19 protein-coding genes are annotated in these 21,884 nt (G+C 52.4%); 6 read left to right on the forward strand and 13 right to left on the reverse strand.

The annotated features are described in order from the left end of the window. Positions 1–21: 21 nt before the first annotated feature. The 11 genes from PsAD5_RS19565 to PsAD5_RS19615 form a co-directional block, all read right to left on the reverse strand. Positions 22–585, reverse strand: coding sequence for a hypothetical protein (locus PsAD5_RS19565; protein ID WP_153041404.1), 564 nt, complete (start codon positions 583–585; stop codon positions 22–24). A gap of 70 nt (positions 586–655) precedes the next feature. Beyond that, entirely contained in the window at positions 656–1,441 is a 786-nt protein-coding gene (locus PsAD5_RS19570; protein WP_063293294.1) for a trypsin-like serine peptidase, read from the reverse strand. A 93-nt stretch (positions 1,442–1,534) separates the two neighbouring features. Further along, the gene (locus PsAD5_RS19575) at positions 1,535–1,996 is read right to left on the reverse strand and encodes a nuclear transport factor 2 family protein (RefSeq protein WP_082830618.1); all 462 of its coding nucleotides are present in this window, start codon (positions 1,994–1,996) and stop codon (positions 1,535–1,537) included. 269 nt (positions 1,997–2,265) lie between these two features. Next, a complete protein-coding gene (locus PsAD5_RS19580) occupies positions 2,266–3,261 on the reverse strand; it encodes a LacI family DNA-binding transcriptional regulator (RefSeq protein ID WP_063293295.1) in 996 nt (331 codons plus the stop codon). A gap of 265 nt (positions 3,262–3,526) precedes the next feature. Continuing rightward, positions 3,527–5,167, reverse strand: a complete 1,641-nt coding sequence (locus tag PsAD5_RS19585; protein ID WP_063293296.1) for a signal transduction protein — start codon at positions 5,165–5,167, stop codon at positions 3,527–3,529. A 29-nt stretch (positions 5,168–5,196) separates the two neighbouring features. Then, entirely contained in the window at positions 5,197–6,786 is a 1,590-nt protein-coding gene (locus tag PsAD5_RS19590; protein WP_063293297.1) for an FGGY-family carbohydrate kinase, read from the reverse strand. A gap of 286 nt (positions 6,787–7,072) precedes the next feature. Then, positions 7,073–7,522: an ABZJ_00895 family protein gene (locus PsAD5_RS19595; RefSeq protein WP_057462804.1), complete on the reverse strand. Its 450-nt coding sequence runs from the start codon at positions 7,520–7,522 to the stop codon at positions 7,073–7,075. Positions 7,523–7,534: 12 nt separating this feature from the next. Further along, positions 7,535–8,428 (reverse strand): GNAT family N-acetyltransferase, encoded by an 894-nt coding sequence (locus PsAD5_RS19600; protein ID WP_208988708.1) that lies wholly within the window; start codon positions 8,426–8,428, stop codon positions 7,535–7,537. A 136-nt stretch (positions 8,429–8,564) separates the two neighbouring features. Next, positions 8,565–9,341: a ChbG/HpnK family deacetylase gene (locus tag PsAD5_RS19605; RefSeq protein ID WP_063293298.1), complete on the reverse strand. Its 777-nt coding sequence runs from the start codon at positions 9,339–9,341 to the stop codon at positions 8,565–8,567. Then, positions 9,325–10,308, reverse strand: coding sequence for a glycosyltransferase family 2 protein (locus PsAD5_RS19610; protein ID WP_063293299.1), 984 nt, complete (start codon positions 10,306–10,308; stop codon positions 9,325–9,327). The genes PsAD5_RS19605 and PsAD5_RS19610 overlap by 17 nt, the downstream gene beginning before the upstream one ends. A gap of 2 nt (positions 10,309–10,310) precedes the next feature. Next, positions 10,311–11,870: a glycosyltransferase family 39 protein gene (locus tag PsAD5_RS19615; protein WP_063293300.1), complete on the reverse strand. Its 1,560-nt coding sequence runs from the start codon at positions 11,868–11,870 to the stop codon at positions 10,311–10,313. A 560-nt stretch (positions 11,871–12,430) separates the two neighbouring features. On the opposite strand from PsAD5_RS19615, the gene PsAD5_RS19620 reads away from it, so the two are divergent. The 5 genes from PsAD5_RS19620 (at position 12,431) to PsAD5_RS19640 (ending at position 17,593) form a co-directional block, all read left to right on the forward strand. Beyond that, the gene (locus PsAD5_RS19620) at positions 12,431–13,708 is read left to right on the forward strand and encodes an MFS transporter (protein WP_063293301.1); all 1,278 of its coding nucleotides are present in this window, start codon (positions 12,431–12,433) and stop codon (positions 13,706–13,708) included. Between the two features lie 149 nt (positions 13,709–13,857). Further along, positions 13,858–14,781 (forward strand): ABC transporter substrate-binding protein, encoded by a 924-nt coding sequence (locus PsAD5_RS19625; protein WP_063293302.1) that lies wholly within the window; start codon positions 13,858–13,860, stop codon positions 14,779–14,781. A 9-nt stretch (positions 14,782–14,790) separates the two neighbouring features. Further along, complete coding sequence (locus PsAD5_RS19630; protein ID WP_084406008.1) at positions 14,791–15,780, forward strand: FecCD family ABC transporter permease; 990 nt, start codon at positions 14,791–14,793, stop codon at positions 15,778–15,780. Further along, positions 15,780–16,832 carry a FecCD family ABC transporter permease gene (locus PsAD5_RS19635; protein WP_084406009.1) on the forward strand — a complete coding sequence of 351 codons (1,053 nt, stop codon included), beginning with the start codon at positions 15,780–15,782 and terminating at the stop codon, positions 16,830–16,832. The genes PsAD5_RS19630 and PsAD5_RS19635 overlap by 1 nt, the downstream gene beginning before the upstream one ends. Next, complete coding sequence (locus tag PsAD5_RS19640; RefSeq protein ID WP_063293303.1) at positions 16,829–17,593, forward strand: ABC transporter ATP-binding protein; 765 nt, start codon at positions 16,829–16,831, stop codon at positions 17,591–17,593. Before PsAD5_RS19635 ends, PsAD5_RS19640 begins: the two co-directional genes overlap by 4 nt. Positions 17,594–17,812: 219 nt before the next feature. On the opposite strand, the gene PsAD5_RS19645 is transcribed toward PsAD5_RS19640, so the two are convergent. After that, complete coding sequence (locus PsAD5_RS19645) at positions 17,813–19,399, reverse strand: CoA-transferase (protein ID WP_063293304.1); 1,587 nt, start codon at positions 19,397–19,399, stop codon at positions 17,813–17,815. Between the two features lie 20 nt (positions 19,400–19,419). Further along, positions 19,420–20,160 (reverse strand): enoyl-CoA hydratase/isomerase family protein, encoded by a 741-nt coding sequence (locus PsAD5_RS19650; RefSeq protein WP_063293305.1) that lies wholly within the window; start codon positions 20,158–20,160, stop codon positions 19,420–19,422. Positions 20,161–20,372: 212 nt separating this feature from the next. On the opposite strand from PsAD5_RS19650, the gene pdxR reads away from it, so the two are divergent. Continuing rightward, complete coding sequence (pdxR, locus tag PsAD5_RS19655) at positions 20,373–21,860, forward strand: MocR-like pyridoxine biosynthesis transcription factor PdxR (protein WP_063293306.1); 1,488 nt, start codon at positions 20,373–20,375, stop codon at positions 21,858–21,860. Positions 21,861–21,884 lie beyond the last annotated feature (24 nt).

Here is a 21,884-nt window from a genome sequence, read left to right on the forward strand (position 1 = left end):
TGGTGCTGCGCCCAACTCATTTTAAGGCATCGGAAATGCGGTGCGAATAACCCAATTTCCATCCACCCATTTCATGACAAACCGGATTTGTGATGGTGTGAAAGATGTCCCTTCCTGGCCACAATACACCCGTGGACCAGCAGCAAATGGATTATTATCAGTGAGGATTGAGCCAGCTTTACAATTGTATCCAATAAATGCAGCCGGTTTAGTTGCAAAATCTGCCTGTACAAGGTCGATCTCTACATTTGCAGCAGAACCCGTTGTTTCACAATTACCAGCGCCTCTTGCAAGGAAAATGGCAGCAACGCTTTCATATTGATCTTCATCCAGGAAAAATGTGTCTGTTTGCTTTGCTTGTGCATCTGCATCACTGCTGAAAATGCCTTCGTTGATCACATGCTTTGCGATATGTCCGCCTTGGTCTCGATTTGTGTCCAGCTCAGATGAAGCAATTACGCTGTCAATGGTTCGGCATTGTTGAAGGGCAGCATTTGCCTCGACCGAAATCGATAGGAAAGCAGCAATTGCTGCAAAGATACTCAGAAATTTCATGGGTTTGTCCCTTGTTGTTTTCGTTGGCAACAAGAGACAGGACGGGCTGGATCGGTGTGTGTGAGGCTGTGTTGGGCTTAAGGTAAAGGCAGGCTTAAGCTTATTTATCTTCGCAGGTCGTTTTGTCGAGAAGGTGGGACCAGACATTCTTCGGCACTGCGATGGAGAATTTGTTTTGGGCGGAGGCGACCATGATGGCGGTGAGTTTGAGTTCTCCGCCTTCGTCCACCATCACCGGACCGCCGGAGCCGCCGTAGTTGGTGTCGCAGCTCGTGAGCCAGAGGTCGCCTCGGTCTTTCAGCAGTTTGCAGTTTTTATCGGCGGCTAGCAAAAACGGACGATCACGAGCATATCCGGCGCTGGTGATGTCAAGATTTTGGGTGACTTCCGGCAATTTACTGATCACCGACATCGGCGGCACGTCCAGCGGCTTTGAGAGTATGATTACGCCAACATCGGTTGCGGCATGCTTCAACGTCGGGCGGGTGGTGAAGGTGTAGCCATCCAGCAAGTAGGTGCAGGCGGCTGTGGTGTGGGCGATGAATTTGTCCCGGCGCACCCCGGCCACGAAGTTGATTTTGGAGGGAACGTGCGCTTTGCCGGTGCGGGCGTTGTACAGGCAATGAGCTGCTGTGATGACCATGCGATCTGAGATCAATGTACCAGAGCACATGGAGCGGGAGCGGAACCCGGCGACGTTGACGCGGCCAATGGCGTTCCATGGTTTGTCCCAGCTGTCGATGATTTCGCGATTGTCCTCTCCAATGATACCGGGAAAGAGCTTTTCGGACTTACTGGATTTGTCCTGAGCCTGTGCTGTGGCTGCGCCCAGCGCGATGAGGAGAGCAGCCCCTAAGGTGCATTTGGAAAGCAAGTTCAGCAGCATAAGCAGGTCCTATCACGCCAGTTACGGCAGTATCGCACCTGCTGTTATATGCGGCCTGCGGGCATTCGCCCAGACTAAAAATGCTATTGCTGGTTACTCGGCTTTTTCATCCGCACGGGCCTGCGCGATCACCGGCAGATCCATATTGCCATCCTGGAACTTGAAGTTGAACTGGATGCTGCTGATTTTCCAAGCCCCGCCCTCATGCACCAATGCGATGTGGTAGGTGCCATAGACCACCCATATGTCGCCGCCTTCTGCTCCATCAATAAAGTGGGTGGCAGTGGCATGGACTTTGACTGTGGCTTTTTGCTCTTTGGATTCAACAAGGGCGTTGCCGATTTGATGATGGGTCTGATCAAAACCGGGTAGCAGCTCTTTCCATGCGGTTGTGATCGCTTCCGGCGTCAGATCAACGGGTTCCCCTGCCCCGAAGGAGGAATAGTCCAGATGAACAAGGCCAGTCATCGCAGCTTCGACAGACGCCCAATTTCGGTCATCGACATCAATAAAGAAGCGACTTATGCGATTTTGGATTGGCCCAATAGTATCCATCTACATGCTCCCAGCTGGTCAGGGCATTCGGCAATGCTCTAACTATTTGTTTTCGCGCGTATCCATCTGTCGAAATCCGGTGTGCATTTCAGGGATAAGCCCGAGTTCGTCTCCAAAGAGTACCATAGCCGCAGACAGACTAGCGCATTTGCCTGCACTACATACCTAAGGAATATAACGGTTACGCAGCGGAATGAGCACCTTCTTCCGGTTCTATGGTTTTCAGAGGTATAATTCTCTGCCGTATTTCCGCCACAAATAGTGATGGATTACTGATCTTTGGGCCGGTGGATCAGGCGGGTCGCAATGGTTTTGCTGTGTGGCTGCTCGCTGCTCATGGTCTGGGTCATGGCCTGCAATGCGGCTTCGGCCCATTCAGGTTCCTGCTGCTTGATTGACCAGATCTCATTAGGCAGGAAGGACAGCATCTTATCGTCATCAAAGGTCGCAAGGCGTAGCTGGGCCGGGATGTGCCCGAGCCTCTCGCGCAGGACTGCTAGAGCTCCCTCCAGAACCGGCAGAGAGGAGGCCATCAGGTTTTGTGGGGCAGTGCCGAGCTTGTCCCAAAGGGTCTGCATCATCTGCTCGCCATCCTGTGTGCGGTTGCGCGCCGACTGGAGTGTCCAGTCTTCGCCTGCATTGTCCGGCATAACATCCAGATATCCGCGTGCACGCTCGATGATGGTGGGTTGATTGCTGCCGCCGATCAGGAAGTAGACCGGTTCATTCCCCGCGGCCTTTGCAATGGCTGCAGTCAGATCTTTTGCACCCTCGAAGTTGCTTGAGGTGATGACGGGGGCATCGGTGTTGCCGTAATCACGATCCAGAAACACCATTGGTTTGGTGATGGTGTTGCCCAGATGTTGCTGGCTGCCAGAGGTGGACGAGACCACAAACAGGCCATCCACATTGCGCTGAACAAGGCCGTTTGCCAGCTCCTTCTCCGTCTCCTCATCTGAGTTGGAGCAACTGATGATGAGCTGATAGCCGGTTTCGCGGCACCGGTGTTCCAGCTCTTCAGAGAGTTTGGCGAAGAATGGATTGGCGAGGCGCGGGATGATCAGGCCAAAGGTGTTGGTGCGTTTGAGCTTGAGGCTGCGGGCGGTCAGGTCGAACTTAACGCCATGCTCTTCCACATATTCACGAATGCGGGCCTGGGTGGCTTTGCTGATGCGGTACTTCTCTGCCTTGCCGCCCAGCACCAGTCGCACTGTGGTGATGGAGACGCCGAGCGCCTTTGCAATTTCATCCGGCTTTTTGGCCATTGCGTCGTTTCTCGCCCTGATTTCTTCAGAGCCCCTCCTCGCTTGCTTGCGGTCGCAGAGTACGCTCTAACCCATTGCTCCGGCGTATATCCTTTTGCGAAGTGCATTCAGCATGCCTCACAAATACGCTTGAATGTCGAGTGGTAGTCAGCCTTCCTCAAATTGCCAAGTAGAATATGGCAGGTGCGGGCTGGTGTCCGTGGATATCCCGCGGCATTTGCGTGAGTTTGAGCACCACGCGATGCTCAAACTCATTTTCAAAGCCTCAGAGCATGTCCTTCGCAGAACCTGCGATTTTGACATTAATGCCCTGTGTGAGTGCCTGAGCCACGAATGCCTGAAGCACATCGCGCAGCTTGTCTTCCGGCACATAAGCCACCGTGATGTGGTTGGACTGGTGCCCTGCCATCAGATCGTCACGTCCAACACCATCGAGCGTGCAGTTCATCAAAGGCCACTCATAGGTGGTGGCTTTGCGGCGACGCTCGAACTCGTCTTCCGGCAATTCAACCGCATGGCCTGTGCCGATGTGCATGATGACCTGTGTGCCCTCATAATGCGCCCGCGCCCAGAAGAATGCCCCCGCCTTACACTGGCCTGCAATGCTGGAACCGCCTTTGGGGAAGTACATGGCTGGCTGGCGATAACCTGTCGCGCCTGCAACACCGCCTTTGAGGTGCTCAAAGGGAACGGAGCCGGAGATTTCGAAGTCCCAATAGAAGGTACCTTCATACTCACTGCCCCAGCGCACATCATGTAGCGTGGTTTCTGCTGGCAGGCCCATGGCATCCAGCAGGCGCCACATCATGGTTTGCGGAATAGCAGTGCCCATGTCCACTTCGTTGATGCATGGGATTGGTTTGCCTTCCCAGATGATGGACCCGTCTTCGTCCGGGATCGGGAAGCGCACTGTCGAGCCGATTGCCCCCTCGGCGAAGTCAGAAGCCGCGCAGCTGTCTTTCAGGCCTTGCTGATACTGCACACCAACGGCAGAGAGACCGAAGCGCGTGGTGAAGCGGGCCATGGCGATCATCATGGCGCATTGTTCCAGCACCTGCTCGCGGGTCAGCTCAGTTGCATCATCGCTGCCGAACTGGAAGGTCATGCCCCGGTCCTCGTAGAACTTCAGACATTCCTCACGCAGTGAATGAGGCACTTTCTCCATTTCTACCAGAAGCGCAGATTGAGAGAGGCTTTCCAGCGGCATGCCGATATCTGTAAGAGCTTTGACCGGGAAGTAGCCGTTCATCATGCCCATGCAGAAGGTATCGAACAGACCAAGGATGGCTTTGTTCTTGAGGATGTACTCGCCTACCTGTTGCCCTGCCTGACCAGCTGGGGTTTGCAAAACCGCATGGTTTGCGGAGACATCTTGCAGATAGGAGGTGTCATGGCTGAGTTTGCCGTCCTTCAGCCATGAAGCGAGGCTTGAGTTGAAGAACTCGTCCTCAAACGACTGGGACCACAGACGGGAATAGTCTACGCCAAGGCTTGTCAAAGACCCTGCCATACAGAGCATGCCGACGAGACCCGGCCATGTGCCATCAAAGTTGGCAAGCAGCAGGATTGGTCCTTTGTGCTTGGCAAGCGATGGCGCGATGTGGTGTGAGTACTGCCATGCAGTGAGCAACACGATGAGCGGGGCTACCGGATCAATCCGCGCAAACAGCTCCGAGCCTTCTTTTTGCGAAGAAATGAAACCGTGGCCGCGCACTGCATCATACTCATGGGCACGCTTCATCTTGTAGCCCTGTGCGGTCAGCGCAGTTTCCAACCGCTGCGCGTAATCCTCAAAGGTTGGCCAACAAGCGACGTTGGCGCTTTCACGAAGGTCGGCATTGGTGACAACAAGGATTTCCTTGTCCGCTACACAGATAGGCGCTGGGGCCTGTGGCAGGTTGAGCACGTGGTGTCCTCCTGAACTTGTTTTGATAATTAAATGGCTTTTTCCATGAGCGCCTTGTGGTGCTGATGGTTGTCGTAAAGATTGAGGTAGACCTGATATTTGGCAGTGTGGAACTCTGCGGTGCTGCGCACCGGCTTGATGAGACCACCAACACGCACCAGCTTTGCGCTGGCTGATGGAATGTCTTTGAAGTCTCCGCAGGCCACCGCACCCAGAATGGCAGCGCCCAGCGTGACGGCATCGTCTTCTTCCGCCAGCTGAATTTCACGTCCCGTGATGTTGGCATATTCTCTGAGCCAGAGCGGATTTTTAGTGGCTCCGCCGCACATGAACAGTTTGGTGATGCTGTGTCCGGCCTTCGTCATTTCCTCGATGATATGGCGCGTGCCATAAGCGATGGATTGCAGTGTTGCCAGATAAAGGCGGGCCAGTGCATCCCAGCCCGTTTCCAGCGTCAGGCCGGAGACAACGCCCTTTGCATGCGGATTGGCACGCGGCGAGCGGTTGCCGTGATGGTCAGAAAGGACATGAAGGCCACGGGTCGGGTTCGCTTCCCGCGCCTCCAGATCCAGCACCCAGTTGTTGAGGAGTGCGATCTCGTGCATGCCTTGTTTGGCAGCTTCGGCTTTGAGCTCGTCATAGGCGTCAGATTGCCGGATGGTCCATTCCACCAAAGAGCCAGCTGCGCTCTGCCCGCCCTCGCCCAGCCAATAACCCGGCAGCATGGCGCCCCAGTACGGGCCCCAGACGCCCGGCACCATGACTGGTTTCTCGTTGACGATCATGTGGCAGTTTGAAGTGCCGCTGATGATGGCAAGACCGCCGTCCGGTTCAGCCCCAATAAGCGCCAGACCGCCTGCATGCGCATCAATGATGCCAGCTGCAACCGGTGTTCCTGCATTGAGGCCGAGATCCTTTGCAGCTTGCTCTGACAGACCGCCTGCGGCTTGCCCCAGATCCAGTACTTTCTTCGGTACTTTTTCCGGCAGATCATGCAGGCCAACGGCTTGCAGCATATCCTCCGCAAAGCGGCCTTCATGTGCCAGATAGTTCCACTTGCAGGTCAGCGTACAGGTGCTGGCGGCGTCCGCCCCCGTTGCTCTCCAGACCAGATAGTCGGCCAGATCAAAGAAGCGGACTGTGTTGGTGTAACGATCTGGATAATGGGTTTTGAGCCAAAGGATTTTCGGCAGTTCCATTTCAATGGAGACTTCACCGCCCACATACTTGAGTGCCTCATCGCCCGTGGCGTTGATCAGCGCCGTTTCCTCGGCAGCCCGATGGTCCATCCACATGATGATATCCTGATCAGTATCACCATTTTCAGCGACTGAGACAGGTTTGCCCCCCTGCGCGACAGCCACAAGCGAACAGGTGGCGTCCACACCCAACGAGCGGATCTTGTCTGCAGACACGTTTGCCTTGGCCATCGCCTCTTTCATAGCCGCGCAAATCTGCTGCCAGATGTCTGCGGAGGACTGTTCTACGAAGTTGGTACGTCCATGGAACTGCTTGATGGGCCGGACTGCGAAGGCCAGCCGCTCTCCATTTTCATTGAACAGTCCTACACGTGCACTTGCAGAACCGACATCAATGCCAGCGTAACATGTCTGTTTCATACGCGGCCTCCCCTTTCGACTCGCGATTGTTCTTCTCTCCTGCTAACTACACCTGCTAACTCGTGTTAGCAAGTGTAAAGCAAATGGCAATTATGCAAAAATTCTCATAGTGCAGCGTCTCTTAGCGTCAAGATCACCAAGTAGCTTCAGGCTTTTCCCAGGCCTGTTCTGCCTCCAACGACCGCGGGTTCTTTTTCGGCAACACGCAGTGGATGCAGACAGCAAAGCAGGCTGGAGGATGGTTCCGCCAGCCACTAATTTTCAGGATTTGTGTGGTTCAGGAGAGTTACTTCGGCTCTTTCGAGCGGTTTTGTGCATCACACAGCAGACGGGCGAAGAACCCGTAACCGATGCCAAACGCAAGCGCGCGGACCACCAGATCAATGATGAAGAAGAGCCCCATCTCATCTCCCGCAAAGGACGGGACCGGGCTGAGCGCACCAGCATAATCACTGCCGGACAGCAGATAGCTGCGCACCATCATGGAAATGGGAATGCTGACGGAGAGAGAGCCGACAAACAGGCCCCAGTACACAGAGCCGGTTGGTGCCTTATGTTCGCGGCGCACAAAGATCAGGCTGACCAAAACCACAGGCAAACCGAGCTCAATGAACAGATTGCCCGCTTCTTTGATGCCATAGTGATAGACCAGTACGGTCACAGCCACCTGCACCATCGTATAGATCACGATGAACGAGCTGAGATAGAACCAGAGAGAGCGGCGCAGTTGTGTCATGAGAATTGCCAGTTAGGGGGTGGTCAGCATGCTCTCTTGACCATGAGCTGTGTTTGTTTGCAATGCTCTATGCATCTCATATTGCTGCAGTGTTTTTGTTGCCCCCAGTTTTGACAGGGCCTGCATGATGGTCTCATCCCCTTCATCCACATTAATGAACGTGAGCGCATCTTTGTTCACACTGTCAAACGCAGCTTTGAGCAACGCAGAGGCATGGCCCTGACGGCGATATTCCGAAGCCACAGCGATTTGCATGATTGCGCCGGTTTTGCAGGTAAACGCGATATAGGCCACCAGCTGCCCATTCTGCTCAATCTTGTAGGTGGCGACGCCCTCTGCAAGTGCGCGGATTGCAAAGGTAGTGTTTTGCCAGCTTGGTGCACACTCCCACAGTTCAGCGGTTTTCGTTTCAATCTCAGCCCAGTCAGTGAGTGCTGGTGTATGCTCAAAGCCCCGTTCAGCAAATGCTGCTTTGTGCAAGCTGAAGCACTGAAAGTCGCGCTGCGTTTGGAAGTCGAGCTTTTCGTAGGCCTTTACGGCTGCCGTGTTGCTGGTGATTACTTCCAGCTGGACATGATGATAGCCTTGCTGAGCTGCGTGTTCTTCCACTTTGGCAAAGAGCTTGCTCGCAATCCCCTTGCCTCGAGCCTGTGGCACAGTTCCGGTGGAGACTGCGTAGATGGTGCCAGGATAAGCGCCTTGCTTGCCGATGAACCAGAAGCCAACCAGCTGCTCATTGTCGGTGGCCACCCAGGACAACTCCTCGTCAAAGCCTCGAGCCATAATCATCCGCTCAAAATCGGCGAGCGGCATATCCATCTGGATGACATAATCGGAGAACGCCAAAACCATAACCTGATGCAGCTGACTTATCGCAAATTCTGAAGCCCGACGAAATAAAACCACACCCAACCCTCTCACCACACTGAATCACCCGAAGTGACACCAACACCACCTGAATACCCTGAACAGGGGCTAATGCTCAATGCGTTGGTGTGAGGATTTGGGTCGCAAGCTGTACTTCGCCCCTTCGTAGCAATTGTTATCGCCTTGATTCAGACAGGATGCGCATTTCGCGTTCGCGTGATTGGGCAATTGGATCTGGAGTATTTGAGTTAGAATGCGCGACCCCTGGGTGGCACATGCAAACACTATCCTGAGACGCAGTCTGCTGCCATGTTTCCAGCAAGCCGCTAAAATCACTTTTCATCGAAAAATCGTAGATGCCTGCAAAATCCCTGTTATAGCGAATGTCATAACGATCAGCCTGTTTCTTAAACAACCAGCTGAGGTAGTTCAGGAACAATGACTTAAAACGATGAGGTCGCTTCAAAACCCCCTTTAACGGCCCCCCGCACTGCCGCACCCAACCTTTAAACCCAGCAGCATGCAATGCCTTGACGCATGCATTTCGGATTTGGGGGAACAGATGTACATGCTCATGACCATCTACAAAATCGGGAAGACGGCCGAAATCGCGTTGAAAATTCTCAATCTGCGATGCAATCTCTTTCTCGATTTGACAGGTATTCAACTTGCGTAAGTGCGATTTGAGCAAGAGCTGCGGCATTGTTGGGAACGCAGCCCATTCTAAAGCTGAGGATGATGGCTTAAGCCAATCCCCTGTCAACGTGATATGAAGCCCGATCTGGATATCGGGCCTCTGCTTACTCAGCACCTTTAATGCTGTCACGTCCTTTGGCCATGCATCTGTGACCACCATGCACGACGTGCCTTGAATCTTATCGTTCTCCAGCAACCACAGAATGCTTTTGCTGATTTCCGAAGTGTAGGCGTAATCATCAGCCACCAAGCGCATTTGCAACCTCAGTTGTTTTGGAGCTTTGGCTATGTTCTTCTGCGACGATGTAAATCGGACGCTGCTTAATTTCACGCAGCATATGTCCAACGTACTCACCAACAACCCCCAGTAAGATCAGCTGAAGTCCGCCTAAGAAGACCGTTGCGGTGAAAAGGGATGAGTATCCAGGCACATCATTGCCAAGCAGCAGCGACGACAACACAATCCAAAAACCATAAAGAGACGATGGGATAGCAATTGCTACCCCCAGAAACATTGTTGCGCGTAGTGGGACCGTTGAGAATGAGATAACGCCCTCAGAAGACAAACTAAGCAGTTTTAGGAAATTCCACTTAGTGGTGCCTGAGATGCGTTCTTCTGGTTCATACTCAATCGCGCTTTGCTTGAAGCCAATCCAAGTAGAAAGGCCTTTAAAGAAACGTATGCGTTCCTGACAAGACTTTAGCGCTTCCAAAGCGCGAGGAGATAGCAGCTTATAGTCGGCAGCGTTTGCAGGAATTTCAAACCGGCTCCCTGCATTTATCAAGCGATAAAAGATCCCAACCAGCTTCTGTTTGATCAGATGATCTTGCCGTTTATTGTGAACCGCATAGACAACATCATTGCCTTCCTCTTTCCAGCGGCGAACAAACTCAGGCAACATTTCAGGTGGATGTTGACCATCACTATCGAGGAAAACAATCGCACCTTTTTGACAGCGTTCTATTGCCGCCACCAGCGCAGCTTCCTTGCCGAAGTTGCGGCTAAAGCAAACGGTCTTCACACTGAACCGGCCACTTGAAAGCTGGTTCATGATCATGGGGCTGCCGTCAGAGCTGCCGTCGTCTACGTAAAGAATTTCGATATTTAACGCGAACTGATCAATGAGCTGCTCAGCAACTTTTCCAAGACGTTGGTGAAAGACCTCCAAAGACTCAGATTCGTTAAATACTGGCACTGCAAGTGTGAGGGTGTTTTCACTCATAGTCATTCTCCCTCACATGTCACAGCATTTGGACCTAATACAGGTTTCAAAACAGCAATCCAAACTTCAGGATGTTTTTTGTAAACTCTTCCGCCAGGAGCAGGCCAATGTACTTTTTGAGGAGCAATCACACACATTCCAGCAACCTTGGCTTTAGGTTCTTTATAGTCAACGTAGACCGCGCCTTTGGTTTGTAGATCTTTCTCGTCAATCCACGGGGAATACTTAAGACTTGCCTTTTCAAAGAGTGATGCCCGTTGAGACGCATACCAAGCCACAGTTCCTCCTGGCCAACGACTACCAATGGTGTACTCAAAAGGCTCAGACTCGTGGTTGTACCAATACTTTTCCACGATCTGAGTTAATGCCGGACCATCATGCTGCATGCGAGCAGGCTTGCTTTTCACCATTGGAGAAAACACGAATATGCCGACATAAATCAGTACCAGCAGGCCGTACAGGATAGTCCACGAAGCTATGAAGCGCTGTTTGAAAGAACCTAGACTGACATCCAATGAATTGGCTGCAGCACCAATAAGGCCTGCAAACACAACACCAAGTGGGATTGACCATGCAGTCTTGATGTCTGCACCAAGTCCCAGAGAGATTGCAGCAATTACAACGACAGGGCCGATAACAGCAAACAAGAACGGATCTGACCATACGTCGTTGATGAGATCACCAACCCGAGCAAACGACGCTAACTTCATCCGTTGCCACCCTGCAGCAATTGCAAGCGCAAGCAACATTGGAGCAACTGAATAAATGAACTCAATTAGATACTTGATCGGCATCGCAAAATGCAGATACCACGCTGTGCCTTCACTACCAGAACGGTTCATCGCATATTTAATTGGGAGAAAATCAGTATCCACTAGCCAGAGTACGTGGGGTGTAACTGCTATCAGAAACATAGCTACAGCGAGGTAAGGCCCTGGCCGTAAGAGTAGATCTCGACGTCTAAGCAAGACCCATAATGTTGCGCTGATTAGAAACACACCAGCAATGTACTTACCGTACATACCACCAGCACTCACCACCCCAAACATGCCCCACCAGAAAAGGCTATCTTTTTCTTCGGCCTTCAAAAAAGTGAATACCATCCAGCTCCAAAATGGCAGGAAGCCCATATTCACGTTGTATTCGATAGAAGTTAGTGTCGTGAAGTGCGTCAGGAAAACAGCAAGAACAGTATATCCGCAGGCTTTTGCTCCATATCGCTCATGTACGATGAAAAGGACCGGAATAATCGCCAGGATGGTGCAGAGTTGAGAGCTGGCGAATACAATCCAATCCGAGCGCCCAAAGAACCTTACAACAATGTCAATCATCCAAGCTGACATTGGCGGGTGCTTAAAGTACCCCAGTTGCCATTCTTTACCCCAATACAAAGACTCGATTGCATCCAAAGGCAGGTTACTCGCAAATATCGCTGATATCGCTGTGTAGAGCACCAGATGCGCAGTTAGTACTGCCAAAACGAGCCAAACTGATCCGATGTTAACCCGAGCAAAAATACTTTTGTCCGAAGCGAACTCTGACTTGATGTAATCCGTGTCCATAACCACCAAAAAGGCTCAGCCCCGCAGCAGCAGCCCGAGGCATCCCTAAATTCTCTTAAAAATAGCAATTTCAGTGCGTATAACTAACAAATATATTTTCGAATCTCCACGTTCAATTCGATATCTGGTTGGATTATCAGGCAAGTCGCAATGCCCTGTGTTCTTTCGGTATCAGCTTATGTGAATAAATTAAATTAATTCATTGAAATAAGTCAGTTGCGCCGCATTCACTGAGCATAAATAACTATTTAAAATACCCACTATTTCTATACATCTCCCTACTGATACGAGATCTCTAACTAAGACGTTATTCAAGCCAACAAAATCAGAACACTTCCATTTTCCTTCCTTGCTTCAGAGTTTTAGAAGGTAGTCGCTTCCTTCCAGCTTTCCATTACGGGTTTCCGTGATTGTTCTCGCTGTTTCGTGAAAAGGTGTTCTCAAGCAGGGGAGTAGGTATAAAGCTGTCGCGTTTTTGGGGGAGTTGTGCTTTTATCCTTCCTGGTGTTTTTCGGGGTAAGTATTTTCGGGGATACTTGCCCAGCTTCCGGGTCGTTGCCATGCGTCAGTTTCTTCTTCCTATCGCCTCTTTGCTTTTGGGCTCTGCCTTCCTGTTTTTTGCCGGTGGTGTTACCGGTATGCATTTGCCGCTTAGAGGTACGTTTGAGGGCTTCTCCTCTCTTTCTCTCGGTCTGTTGGGGACTGGCTGGGCAATTGGGTATGTGACTGGCTGCCTGAGTGTGCCGAAGATCGTGCAGCGGGCGGGGCATATTCGGGCCTTTGGTGTGATGGCATCTTTGGCGTGCTTGTCAGTTCTGGCTTCCTCCTTGATGGTTGATCCCATTGCATGGATTGCCTTTCGCTCCGTGGCAGGGTTTGCCTTTGCCGGGGCGGCCATGATCGTGGAAAGCTGGTTGACGGAGCGCTCTGACCCAAGCAACCGCGGGGTTGTTTTTGGCACTTACACCATGGTGAACCTTGCTGCGACCACGGGTGGGCAGGTGGTTCTTTCCATGGGTCCGATTGATGGCTTCGAGTTCTTTGTGATTGCCTCCATGTTCTATGTGGTGGCGCTTATCCCGACAGCTGTCACGCGCACCCCTGCTCCGGCTCCCCTTGCACAGGTCAAACTGGATATCAGGCGGCTGTGGCGTAACTCTCCCGTTGCCGTGGTTGCTGTTGTTCTGACTGGCGTTTCCAACGGCAGTTTTGGCACGTTGGCGGCTGTGTATGGCGGGAAAGTTGGTCTGCCGATTGCCAGCATCACGTTGTTTGTGAGTTCATCCATTTTGGCTGGCGCCTTTGCACAGGTGCCAATCGGCATGATCTCAGACCGCACGGACCGCCGCTATGTTGTGATTGCGATTGCTGTGGTTGCCTTGGCGGCGGACTCCATCTTCCTGTTTGCGGATACCAGCAGTGCCAACATCGCCATTGCCTCAGCGGTAATTTTTGGCGCTGCGATTTACACGTTCTACCCGGTACTGGTTGCCCACGCGAATGACCATGCAGATGCGGGGGATGCGATGCAGACCAGCGGTGGTTTGTTGCTGATGCTTGGCGTGGGGTCCATGATCGGGCCATTTTTGGGCGGCGTGTTGATGAGCGTTTTCGGGTCTATCGGCCTGTTCATGTCCACGTTTGCAGCCCATGCGCTTATTCTTGCCTTTACCTTATGGCGCCTCACACAGCGTTCTGCTGTTGCTGAGAGCGAGAAGAGTGTGTTTGTGCCTTCTGCGCCAACGCGCACGGCCACACCGCAAACGATTATTCTTGCTGACGAAGAAGTTGCCAAGGAGATGGAAGTGGACGAGCTGTCAGAACAACCTTCGTCTTAAGTGGTTATGCGCAGGCATTTGCAGCATGTCTGCGTTATCGAATAAATATGAGGTAAAAACTCTTATTTAAACTTGACTATAATTATCAGGTATACAATAGCTCACCCTACAACCTTTGCTATTGCCCGTCCTTATGAGAAGTCAAGCCGATGAAAACCAATCTTTTCGCAGCCGCCTTCGCTGGTGCCCTTTCAACTCTTGTTGCCTTTGGAGCGTCCGCGCGTGATGTAAAACACGAGCTGGGAACCACCACTGTTCCTGATCAGCCTCAGCGTATTGTTGTGCTGGAATATAGCTTTGTTGATGCGCTGGCTGCCGTTGGCGTTGCTCCTGTGGGTGTGGCGGATGATAAGAAGCGTGAGCGCATCATCAGCGCCTATACGGATAAGATTGGGCAGGACTGGGTTTCTGTTGGCACCCGTAAGACACCAAGCCTTGAAGTGATTGCATCCTTGGGTCCAGACCTGATCATTGCCGACAAGACCCGGCATACAGCCGCTTATGACACGCTTTCTGAAATTGCCCCGACGGTTGTCTTTGACAGTCTGGGTGGTGACTACCCTTCTGCAATTGCGCAGCTAGAAGCGATTGGCGCTGCCGTTGGCAAGGCAGATGAGATGAAAGCCCGCGTTGAGGCGCATAAAGCCAAAATGGCTGAGATTGGCGCGCAGTTTGAAAAGGCTGGCGACTACAAGATCCAGTTTGGTGTGACCAACGCAAAGGGTCTGTGGTTGCATTCCCCAGTTTCCTACAATGGCTCTTTGTTGAAAGGCTTTGGCTTTGCCAGCGGTATGAAGCCAACCAAGGGTGCGGTTTATGAATCCAACTACGTGAAGACCTCTCTGGAGCAGCTTTCTGCTGTGAACCCGGACATTCTCATTCTGGGCCGCTACGCAGACCCAGCCTTTGCGGATGGTTGGAAAGGTGAAGCGCTTTACGAGAACATCAGCGCTGTGAAAAACGACCGTGTGTTTTACGTGGAAGCGCATGTGTGGTCTCGTCTGCGCGGCATGGTGGCAGCAGAAATGACCGCCAATGACCTGCAAAACATTATGAAGCAAGTTCAGAACTAAGCCACGCACATGCCACTCACTGCCATGTACTGGAGCCTTATGGGGATGGCGCTGCTCGGTGGAGCGGCGCTGTCCCTTGCCACAGGTGGCCGACAAGATATCGGGTTTCTCCAAATCCTGAACTCGGTCTTTGCTCAACTTGATGAGCAGAGCCTTTCCATTGTGCGCGATATCCGTGCTCCGCGCACTCTCATTGCCGCATTGATTGGCGCGAACCTCGGCCTTGCCGGGCTTTTGCTGCAAGCCACAACGCGCAATCCACTTTCCTCTCCGTCTATCCTTGGCATCAATCAGGGCGCAGCTCTGGGCATCGCCATCGGGCTGGTGTTCCCCTCGCTCGTTCTCTTCAACATCGACACCATGGCGGTGCTGGGTGCTGCCTTTGCCGGTGGTCTGACTCTAACGCTTGCAGGTGGCCTCAAGGGCGCGTTAAGTGCGCTGCGCCTGATCCTTTCTGGTGTGGCAGTCAGCGCTTTTGCGTTTGCATTGGTGCGGTTCACTTTTACGCTGGATGATGAACTTGCCCTCTCCGTGATCCAGTGGACCACAGGTGACATTGCAGATGTGCGCTGGAGGCAGGCAACGCCGCTGCTTGTCTGGTGTCTGGCAGGTGGCCTCCTGACGTTCTTCATGTCGCATAAGCTTAACTTGATGGCGCTTGGTGAAGCAGCCTCAAAAGGGCTTGGCTCTGATCCGCGGTTTACGTTGCTTTTCGGTATTTTACTCGCGGCAATCCTGACCGGCGTTTCCGTTTCCGTTGCCGGGCCTGTGATGTTTGTTGGCCTGATCATTCCGCATGTGTGCCGCGCTGCCTTTAGCACAGACCATCGTGTACTGGTGCCCGCGGTTATGCTGTGTGGTGCCACCTTGATGCTTGTTGCTGATGGCGCTTCCAAGCTGATCAACTTCCCGGAGGAAACTGCGGTGGGTGTGGTTTCAGCCCTGATTGGCGCGCCCTACTTTTTGTACCTGACCATCACGGCCAAGGAGATTGACTGATGAGCATGCTCTCTGAGGCCTCCGGCGCACAGTGGCGTACAGATTTTAAAAGCCACCGGAGCACCAAAGCCTTTCGCGTCCAAATGCTGCTGTTGTTTGCCTGCGTCTTTGTCAGCTTGCTCAGTCTGGGTGTGGGCGCGGTTAATATCCCGCTGGATGTGATTTTGAACAGCTTGTTTGATCTGGAGGGCCAAAAGCAGACCTATATTATCTGGAAGTCACGGCTTCCCCGTGTGTTGATTGCCTTGCTGGCCGGGGCAAGCCTTGCTGTTTCCGGTGTTATTGTCCAGGCTATCATTCGTAACCCGCTGGCCAGCCCCAAGATCATGGGCATTAACTCAGGTGCTGCACTGGCTGCTTTGGGTACAGTGATGTTCCTGCCCAATGTGCCTGTCACTTATCTTCCTTTTGCTGCGGCCCTTGGTGGGATTGTTGCTGCGGTGGTGGTGCTGTTTGCAGCTCATCTGCGCCAAGTCTCCCCTGCCCGTCTGGCTCTGGTTGGCATTGCCGTTGGCATGGTGTGCGATGCAGGTGTTGATTATCTGCTGGTGACAGCCGCAACGCTGGAAATCTCAAACCCACTTGTCTGGCTCACCGGCTCCCTATGGGCTCGTACGTGGGTGCATGTGCAATCGATATGGATGCCACTTGTGAGCCTTTTGGGTCTGACTATGGTGCTCTCCTATCAACTGGACCTGCAACAACTGGGAGACCAGGCCGCCCGCGGACTAGGCCAAAGCACGACTAAGATGCGCCTTTTATTGCTGGGCGTTGCAACCCTGCTTGCCAGTATCTCCGTTGGCGTGGTTGGTGTGATTGGCTTTATCGGCTTGATGTCACCGCATATCAGTCGCTCCCTTGTTGGAGGGCGACATCGCCTTTTGCTGCCAACTGCTGCTCTGGTGGGGGCACTTCTGGTTGTTCTGGCAGACGCGGTTGGACGGGCTATTGCGCCGCCGCTTGAAGTCTCCGCAGGCATTTTGAGTGCAATGCTGGGCGCTCCTTACTTCATCTGGATCATGAGCCGCTCACAAAAAGGACAAAGCACATGAGCATCGTTCTTTCAAACGTCACCTCCGGTTACGAAGAGTTCATGCTCAAGGGCATCAATCTCACCATTCAAAAGGGCAGCTATGCCGCTTTGATCGGCCCCAACGGCTGCGGTAAGTCAACACTGCTGAAAACCATCGGCCAGATCAACAAGTTAAAGAGCGGCAGCATCACCGTTGATGGTGAAGCAATCCATCGCCTGCCTGCTAAAACTGTTGCACGGCAGATTGCATTTTTGCCGCAAAGCCCTGTGGTTCCAACTGGCATCAGTGTTGAGCAACTTGTCGGGTATGGCCGTGCCCCGCATCAATCGCTCCTGGGTATTCGCAGCCGACGGGATTTTGAGATTGTTGAGGAAGCCTTGCACACCTCAGGGCTCTACACGTTCAAAGACCGGGCTTTGAAAGACCTTTCCGGCGGTCAGCGCCAGCGGGCCTTCATCGCCATGTGTCTGGCTCAAGACACGCCCTACATCATGCTGGACGAACCAACCAGCTATCTGGACATCCGCTATCAGTACGAGACACTGGATCTCCTCCAACAGCTCAACAGCCAAGGCCGCACCGTGGTCGTCGTCCTCCACGACATAGCCCAGGCCTCCCGCTACGCAGACCACCTCGTCGTCATGCGTGATGGAGCGATCTTTGCCGAGGGAACACCACACGAGGTGGTCAGCCCGTCTCTGGTGAGCTCAGTCTACGAAATTGACACTAGCGTTTACGCTGATCCAGTGTCTCAGACTCCGGTGGTAACGCCTGTTTGAGGGGGCAAGTATAAAGAAAGATTGAAGTGCTCAATTTCGTCGACAAAACAACCGCTTCAGCCGGTTTAGCGGGGTTTGCGATGGCTAAAGTGGGCTGAAGCGGGGAGAGAGTTTGCGGCACACAGGGGCAGTCAGCAGGGTTTGCAAACTCTCGGGGAGTTTCCTTAGAAGAGTTGGTGGAGTGAGCAACAAGCTTAGCTCACTCCACCTTGCATGAAACTACTCGACGTAGTCCTGTGCAAACATTTCAGCATCCATGAGAGGAAGCGGTTCTGCGATTTTTGCAGGGGCATAGTCCATCTGGTCCAGGATCTGGGTCTGCAGATCAATGCCCGGTGCGATTTCGATCAAGTGCAGGCCATCCTCGTGCACTTCGAAGACAGCGCGTTCTGTGACGATCTTGGCGTTCTGCTCGCGCTTCACGACGCCTTCTTTCACCAGATAAGTGATGTGCTGTGCGGTCTCGACAAACTTCTTGATCTTGCCTTCCTTGACGATTTCAAGCTTACCGTCTTTTACAGCAGTTTTCAGACCTGCGGTGGTGAAGGTGCCGGTGAATACTAGACGCTCGGCGTTGTGTGCGATGTTGATGAAGCCGCCTGAACCTGGGTTCACCTTGCCGAACTTACTGACATTGATTGTGCCGTGAGAGTCAAATTCAGCAAATGCGAGAGCCGCGAACTTGCATAGACCGCCTTCAATGACGTCGAACTGGGTCAAACCATCAACAAGCGCTTCAGGGTTTGCGTTGGCAGAAAATTGCCAGCCCATCATAACTACACCGCCATAAGAACCGTGTTCTGTGGTGAACTGATAGTCGTAGATCTCATCACCGTCGAACTTGCCGTCTTCTGCCATCACCAGTGGAATGTCGCCGGATGCGCCGAAACCGAGGATGCCGAGCTCATGCTTTTTGGTTTCCCAGGAAGCGCGGCGAGCAATGATCTTGTCTACACAGACAGGAGGACGCGGTAATTCAGTCATCTCGATGCGGTTGAGACCAAGGTAGTTGGCGTCGTAGTCGATATCCGTAACCATTGGTTGCTCGGAGCGGTCTACCAGCACAACGTGATCTACCAGAGCACCTGGAAGCTTCACGATGTTTGTTGGACGGCTACCTCGATCTACCTTGTTCTCGACTTGCGCGATCACGACACCACCAGATGCACGAACAGCTGTTGCGATTGCTATATTGGAAGAAAGCAATGCTTCGTTTTCAAAAGACAGGTTGCCATTGTCATCTGCGCTGGTTGCGCGTAGCAAGCCGACATGGATTGGGCGAGATGGGTAGAACAGGTAGTCTTCACTCTTGAATTTAATCTTCTCGACCAGACCATCCTGAGAGCTTTCAGTGAACTTACCGCCACAAACATCAGGGTCAACAAAAGTGCCAATGCCGGTTTTAGTCAGATAACCTGGGCTACGGCGGGCCACTTCGCGAAACCAGTGCATGGATGTACCCATGGCCCAGCTGAAACATTCGATCTCGTTATTCTGGATCATCTGCATCAGTTTAGGGCGTTCACCGGTGTCCGGATGAACAGGGTTGAGCATGGAACCTGCCATGATACGGCGTAGAAGACCTTTCTTCGCAATGTGGTCCATACCGCCAATATGCATTGCATCACCGGTGCCGCATGGGAAGTAAAAATCCAGATTGTTTGGATGGCCAGTTGCCTCAAAGCGATCAGAAACGCCTTTGAGCAGAACGTCTGGAGTGATCCAGCCAATTACGCCAGTGGAAGCAATGGTGTCGCCGTCTGTAATACCAGACAGAGCTTGTTCAAGGGTTGAGAATTTAGTCACATCTATCTCCCAGTGATCTCTTATTTTTCGAATTTTTTGAAGGTTTCTTGCGCAGCTTCCATTTGGCAATGCTGGCGGAAGAGAGTGTTAAGCTTGGCGTCTTCAACCTCTCCATCCGCCAGACAAGCATTCAGGTACCAGCGTTTTGTTGCTTGCACTGAAACTGGCGGGAGAGCTGCGAGATCTTCTGCAGCAGACCGAGCAGAATCGAAAAGTTCTTCCAGAGCAACAACTTCATCAACCAGACCGATGCGAAGTGCTTCTGTCGCTGTGATGAATTTGTAGCCCCAAGCTGCGCGCTGCGCGTGGCGTGGCGCCATGCGAGCATTGAGGGCGTGGAAACCCCATGGAGTGATCCAGCCGTTTGGCACTTCCATGCCTTTAAACTTCACGTTCTCTGCCGCGATAACCACATCACAAGCTGCTGCGAGGAATGCGCCGCCGCCAACTGCGTAGCCTTGTACAGCTGAAACAATTGGTTTTGGGCAAAGCGATATGCGGAGCAGGAAGGCAGCTTTGCGCTTCTCAACATCACAAATGCCATTCAGATCCAGCGCGCCAAGTTCCGTTAGGTCACTGCCTGCGCAGAACGATGGATCAGCACCATAGATCACAGCTGCATTAATGGTATCGCAGGTCTCCACCCGCTCCATGGCTGCATCTAGCAGATCCAGCATTTCTTTGTTTTGCGCGTTGCGTTGCTTAGGCCGATTTAGCTGTATGTAAGCAACTTTGTTTTCGACTGAAAACTCAACTGACATAGTCTGCTCCCAAGTAGTTCTGGTTCACATCCCGGCAAACCAGCTTCCCGTTGTTTTCAAAAAGAGCGGAAAGACATCAGAGGTGTATCCTCAGCCTTTCTCCGACCCTTCCGAATTGAGAACAGTCTATTTTCGATTGTTATTTTCTTTTATATACAGTAACTCTCTTTCATGTATACAGTTTCATTAGATAGACTGAGAAAGAGAAAAGCATGTACGCCAACCTGATCCGAATTGATCGAAATTCGACCGAGAGTTTGCAGACTCAAATTCGACGTCAGCTGGCGATAGCAATCGTGAACAGGCAATTTCCAATCCACCGCCCCCTCCCATCAATTCGCAAACTTTCCAAAGACTTAGAAGTAAGCGTAACAACCGTTTCACTTGCCTACGAAAGCCTGAAACAAGATGGTTTTGTCGAGAGCCGGGACCGTGCAGGCATTTACATTCGCGAAGATGCTCTCTTGTCGAGCCGGGCCTCTGAGAATCTGTATACATCATCATCCAATAGTAGTGATACAGATGTGATTAAAATGGACTTCACCTCTCACTTCCGTGGGCGGAGTTTTAATATGCCGCGTGTGGTAAAGCCGAGCGACAGCCTGGTGCGGTTTCGCTTTCCATTTATTTGCGGATTGATTGATCCGAACCTGTTTCCAATCGCCAGTTGGCGCGAATGTATTCGAGATTCCGTCAATGTGGTTGAGATGAGAAATTGGGCGACGGACTACTCATCAATCGATGATGAGTTGCTCGTAGAACAGTTGATGCAGCGCGTACTATCCAAGCGCGGAATTATCGCACACCCAGAGGAGATTCTGATCACTCTGGGCGGTCAGCAAGCGCTCTATCTGGCTGTGAAACTGCTCTTGCGAACAGGTGAAACCATCGGAATAGAAGATCCCGGTTATCCGGACATTCTGAACATGGCACAGATGGAAAACCTGAATGTGCGTAGGCTTCCAATTGACAAGGGCGGCCTGATACTCAGTGATGAAATCAACCAGTGCAAGTGCCTTTATACAACGCCGAGCCACCAGTTTCCGACAACCGTGACAATGCCAGTGGAGCGTAGAGAAGAACTGCTACGGATCACAGCGAACAACCGGCAGTTCATCATTGAAGATGACTATGAGGCGGAGATTGCGTTTGACAAGACGCCTCCCCCGGCCCTGAAAAGCCTCGACCGCTCCGGCAATGTTATCTATGCAGGCAGTCTTTCCAAAAGCCTGATGCCCGGCCTGCGAATTGGCTATCTGGTTGCTGATCGGGAGTTCATTCGAGAAGCAAAGGCGCTCCGTCACCACATTTTGCGCCCCCCCCCTGTCAACAACCAGCGCAGTGTCGCGTTATTCTTACAGCGAGGGTATTTTGACCGGTTCCTGGCCAAGATTTCGCAGGAATACAAAATCAGATGCCAGACTATGCATCGGTCTCTTGAGGCGCACTTTCCGGGAGCATCAGTCCTCCCAGAGTTTGGTGGCGGCAGTATCTGGCTGAAGTTGCCTGAGGATATTGACGCAGGTAAGTTGCAGCAGAAAGTGATGGAGTCCAGCGTGTACTTTGAGACAGGCGGCTTCACATTCTCCAATCCAAGCGAGAACTTGAACCATATCCGGCTGGGGTACTCTGTTATAGATAATGCCCTCATTCCGGAAGGAATAGAGCTCATTGCAAAAGCAGCATTGGGGGGAAGATAAAAGAGGCAACCGCAGCCGCCTCTT

The organism is Pseudovibrio sp. Ad5 (assembly GCF_001623095.1).
GTDB lineage: Bacteria > Pseudomonadota > Alphaproteobacteria > Rhizobiales > Stappiaceae > Pseudovibrio.

What these genes read in the sequence shown, in the direction of transcription:
- PsAD5_RS19570 (WP_063293294.1), bottom strand. Translation starts at nt 1,441, where the DNA reads ATGCTGCTGAACTTGCTTTCCAAATGCACCTTAGGGGCTGCTCTCCTC.
- PsAD5_RS19575 (WP_082830618.1), bottom strand. Translation starts at nt 1,996, where the DNA reads ATGGATACTATTGGGCCAATCCAAAATCGCATAAGTCGCTTCTTTATT.
- PsAD5_RS19580 (WP_063293295.1), bottom strand. Translation starts at nt 3,261, where the DNA reads ATGGCCAAAAAGCCGGATGAAATTGCAAAGGCGCTCGGCGTCTCCATC.
- PsAD5_RS19590 (WP_063293297.1), bottom strand. Translation starts at nt 6,786, where the DNA reads ATGAAACAGACATGTTACGCTGGCATTGATGTCGGTTCTGCAAGTGCA.
- PsAD5_RS19595 (WP_057462804.1), bottom strand. Translation starts at nt 7,522, where the DNA reads ATGACACAACTGCGCCGCTCTCTCTGGTTCTATCTCAGCTCGTTCATC.
- PsAD5_RS19605 (WP_063293298.1), bottom strand. Translation starts at nt 9,341, where the DNA reads ATGCGCTTGGTGGCTGATGATTACGCCTACACTTCGGAAATCAGCAAA.
- PsAD5_RS19610 (WP_063293299.1), bottom strand. Translation starts at nt 10,308, where the DNA reads ATGAGTGAAAACACCCTCACACTTGCAGTGCCAGTATTTAACGAATCT.
- PsAD5_RS19615 (WP_063293300.1), bottom strand. Translation starts at nt 11,870, where the DNA reads ATGGACACGGATTACATCAAGTCAGAGTTCGCTTCGGACAAAAGTATT.
- PsAD5_RS19620 (WP_063293301.1), top strand. Translation starts at nt 12,431, where the DNA reads ATGCGTCAGTTTCTTCTTCCTATCGCCTCTTTGCTTTTGGGCTCTGCC.
- PsAD5_RS19625 (WP_063293302.1), top strand. Translation starts at nt 13,858, where the DNA reads ATGAAAACCAATCTTTTCGCAGCCGCCTTCGCTGGTGCCCTTTCAACT.
- PsAD5_RS19630 (WP_084406008.1), top strand. Translation starts at nt 14,791, where the DNA reads ATGCCACTCACTGCCATGTACTGGAGCCTTATGGGGATGGCGCTGCTC.
- PsAD5_RS19635 (WP_084406009.1), top strand. Translation starts at nt 15,780, where the DNA reads ATGAGCATGCTCTCTGAGGCCTCCGGCGCACAGTGGCGTACAGATTTT.
- PsAD5_RS19640 (WP_063293303.1), top strand. Translation starts at nt 16,829, where the DNA reads ATGAGCATCGTTCTTTCAAACGTCACCTCCGGTTACGAAGAGTTCATG.
- PsAD5_RS19650 (WP_063293305.1), bottom strand. Translation starts at nt 20,160, where the DNA reads ATGTCAGTTGAGTTTTCAGTCGAAAACAAAGTTGCTTACATACAGCTA.
- pdxR (WP_063293306.1), top strand. Translation starts at nt 20,373, where the DNA reads ATGTACGCCAACCTGATCCGAATTGATCGAAATTCGACCGAGAGTTTG.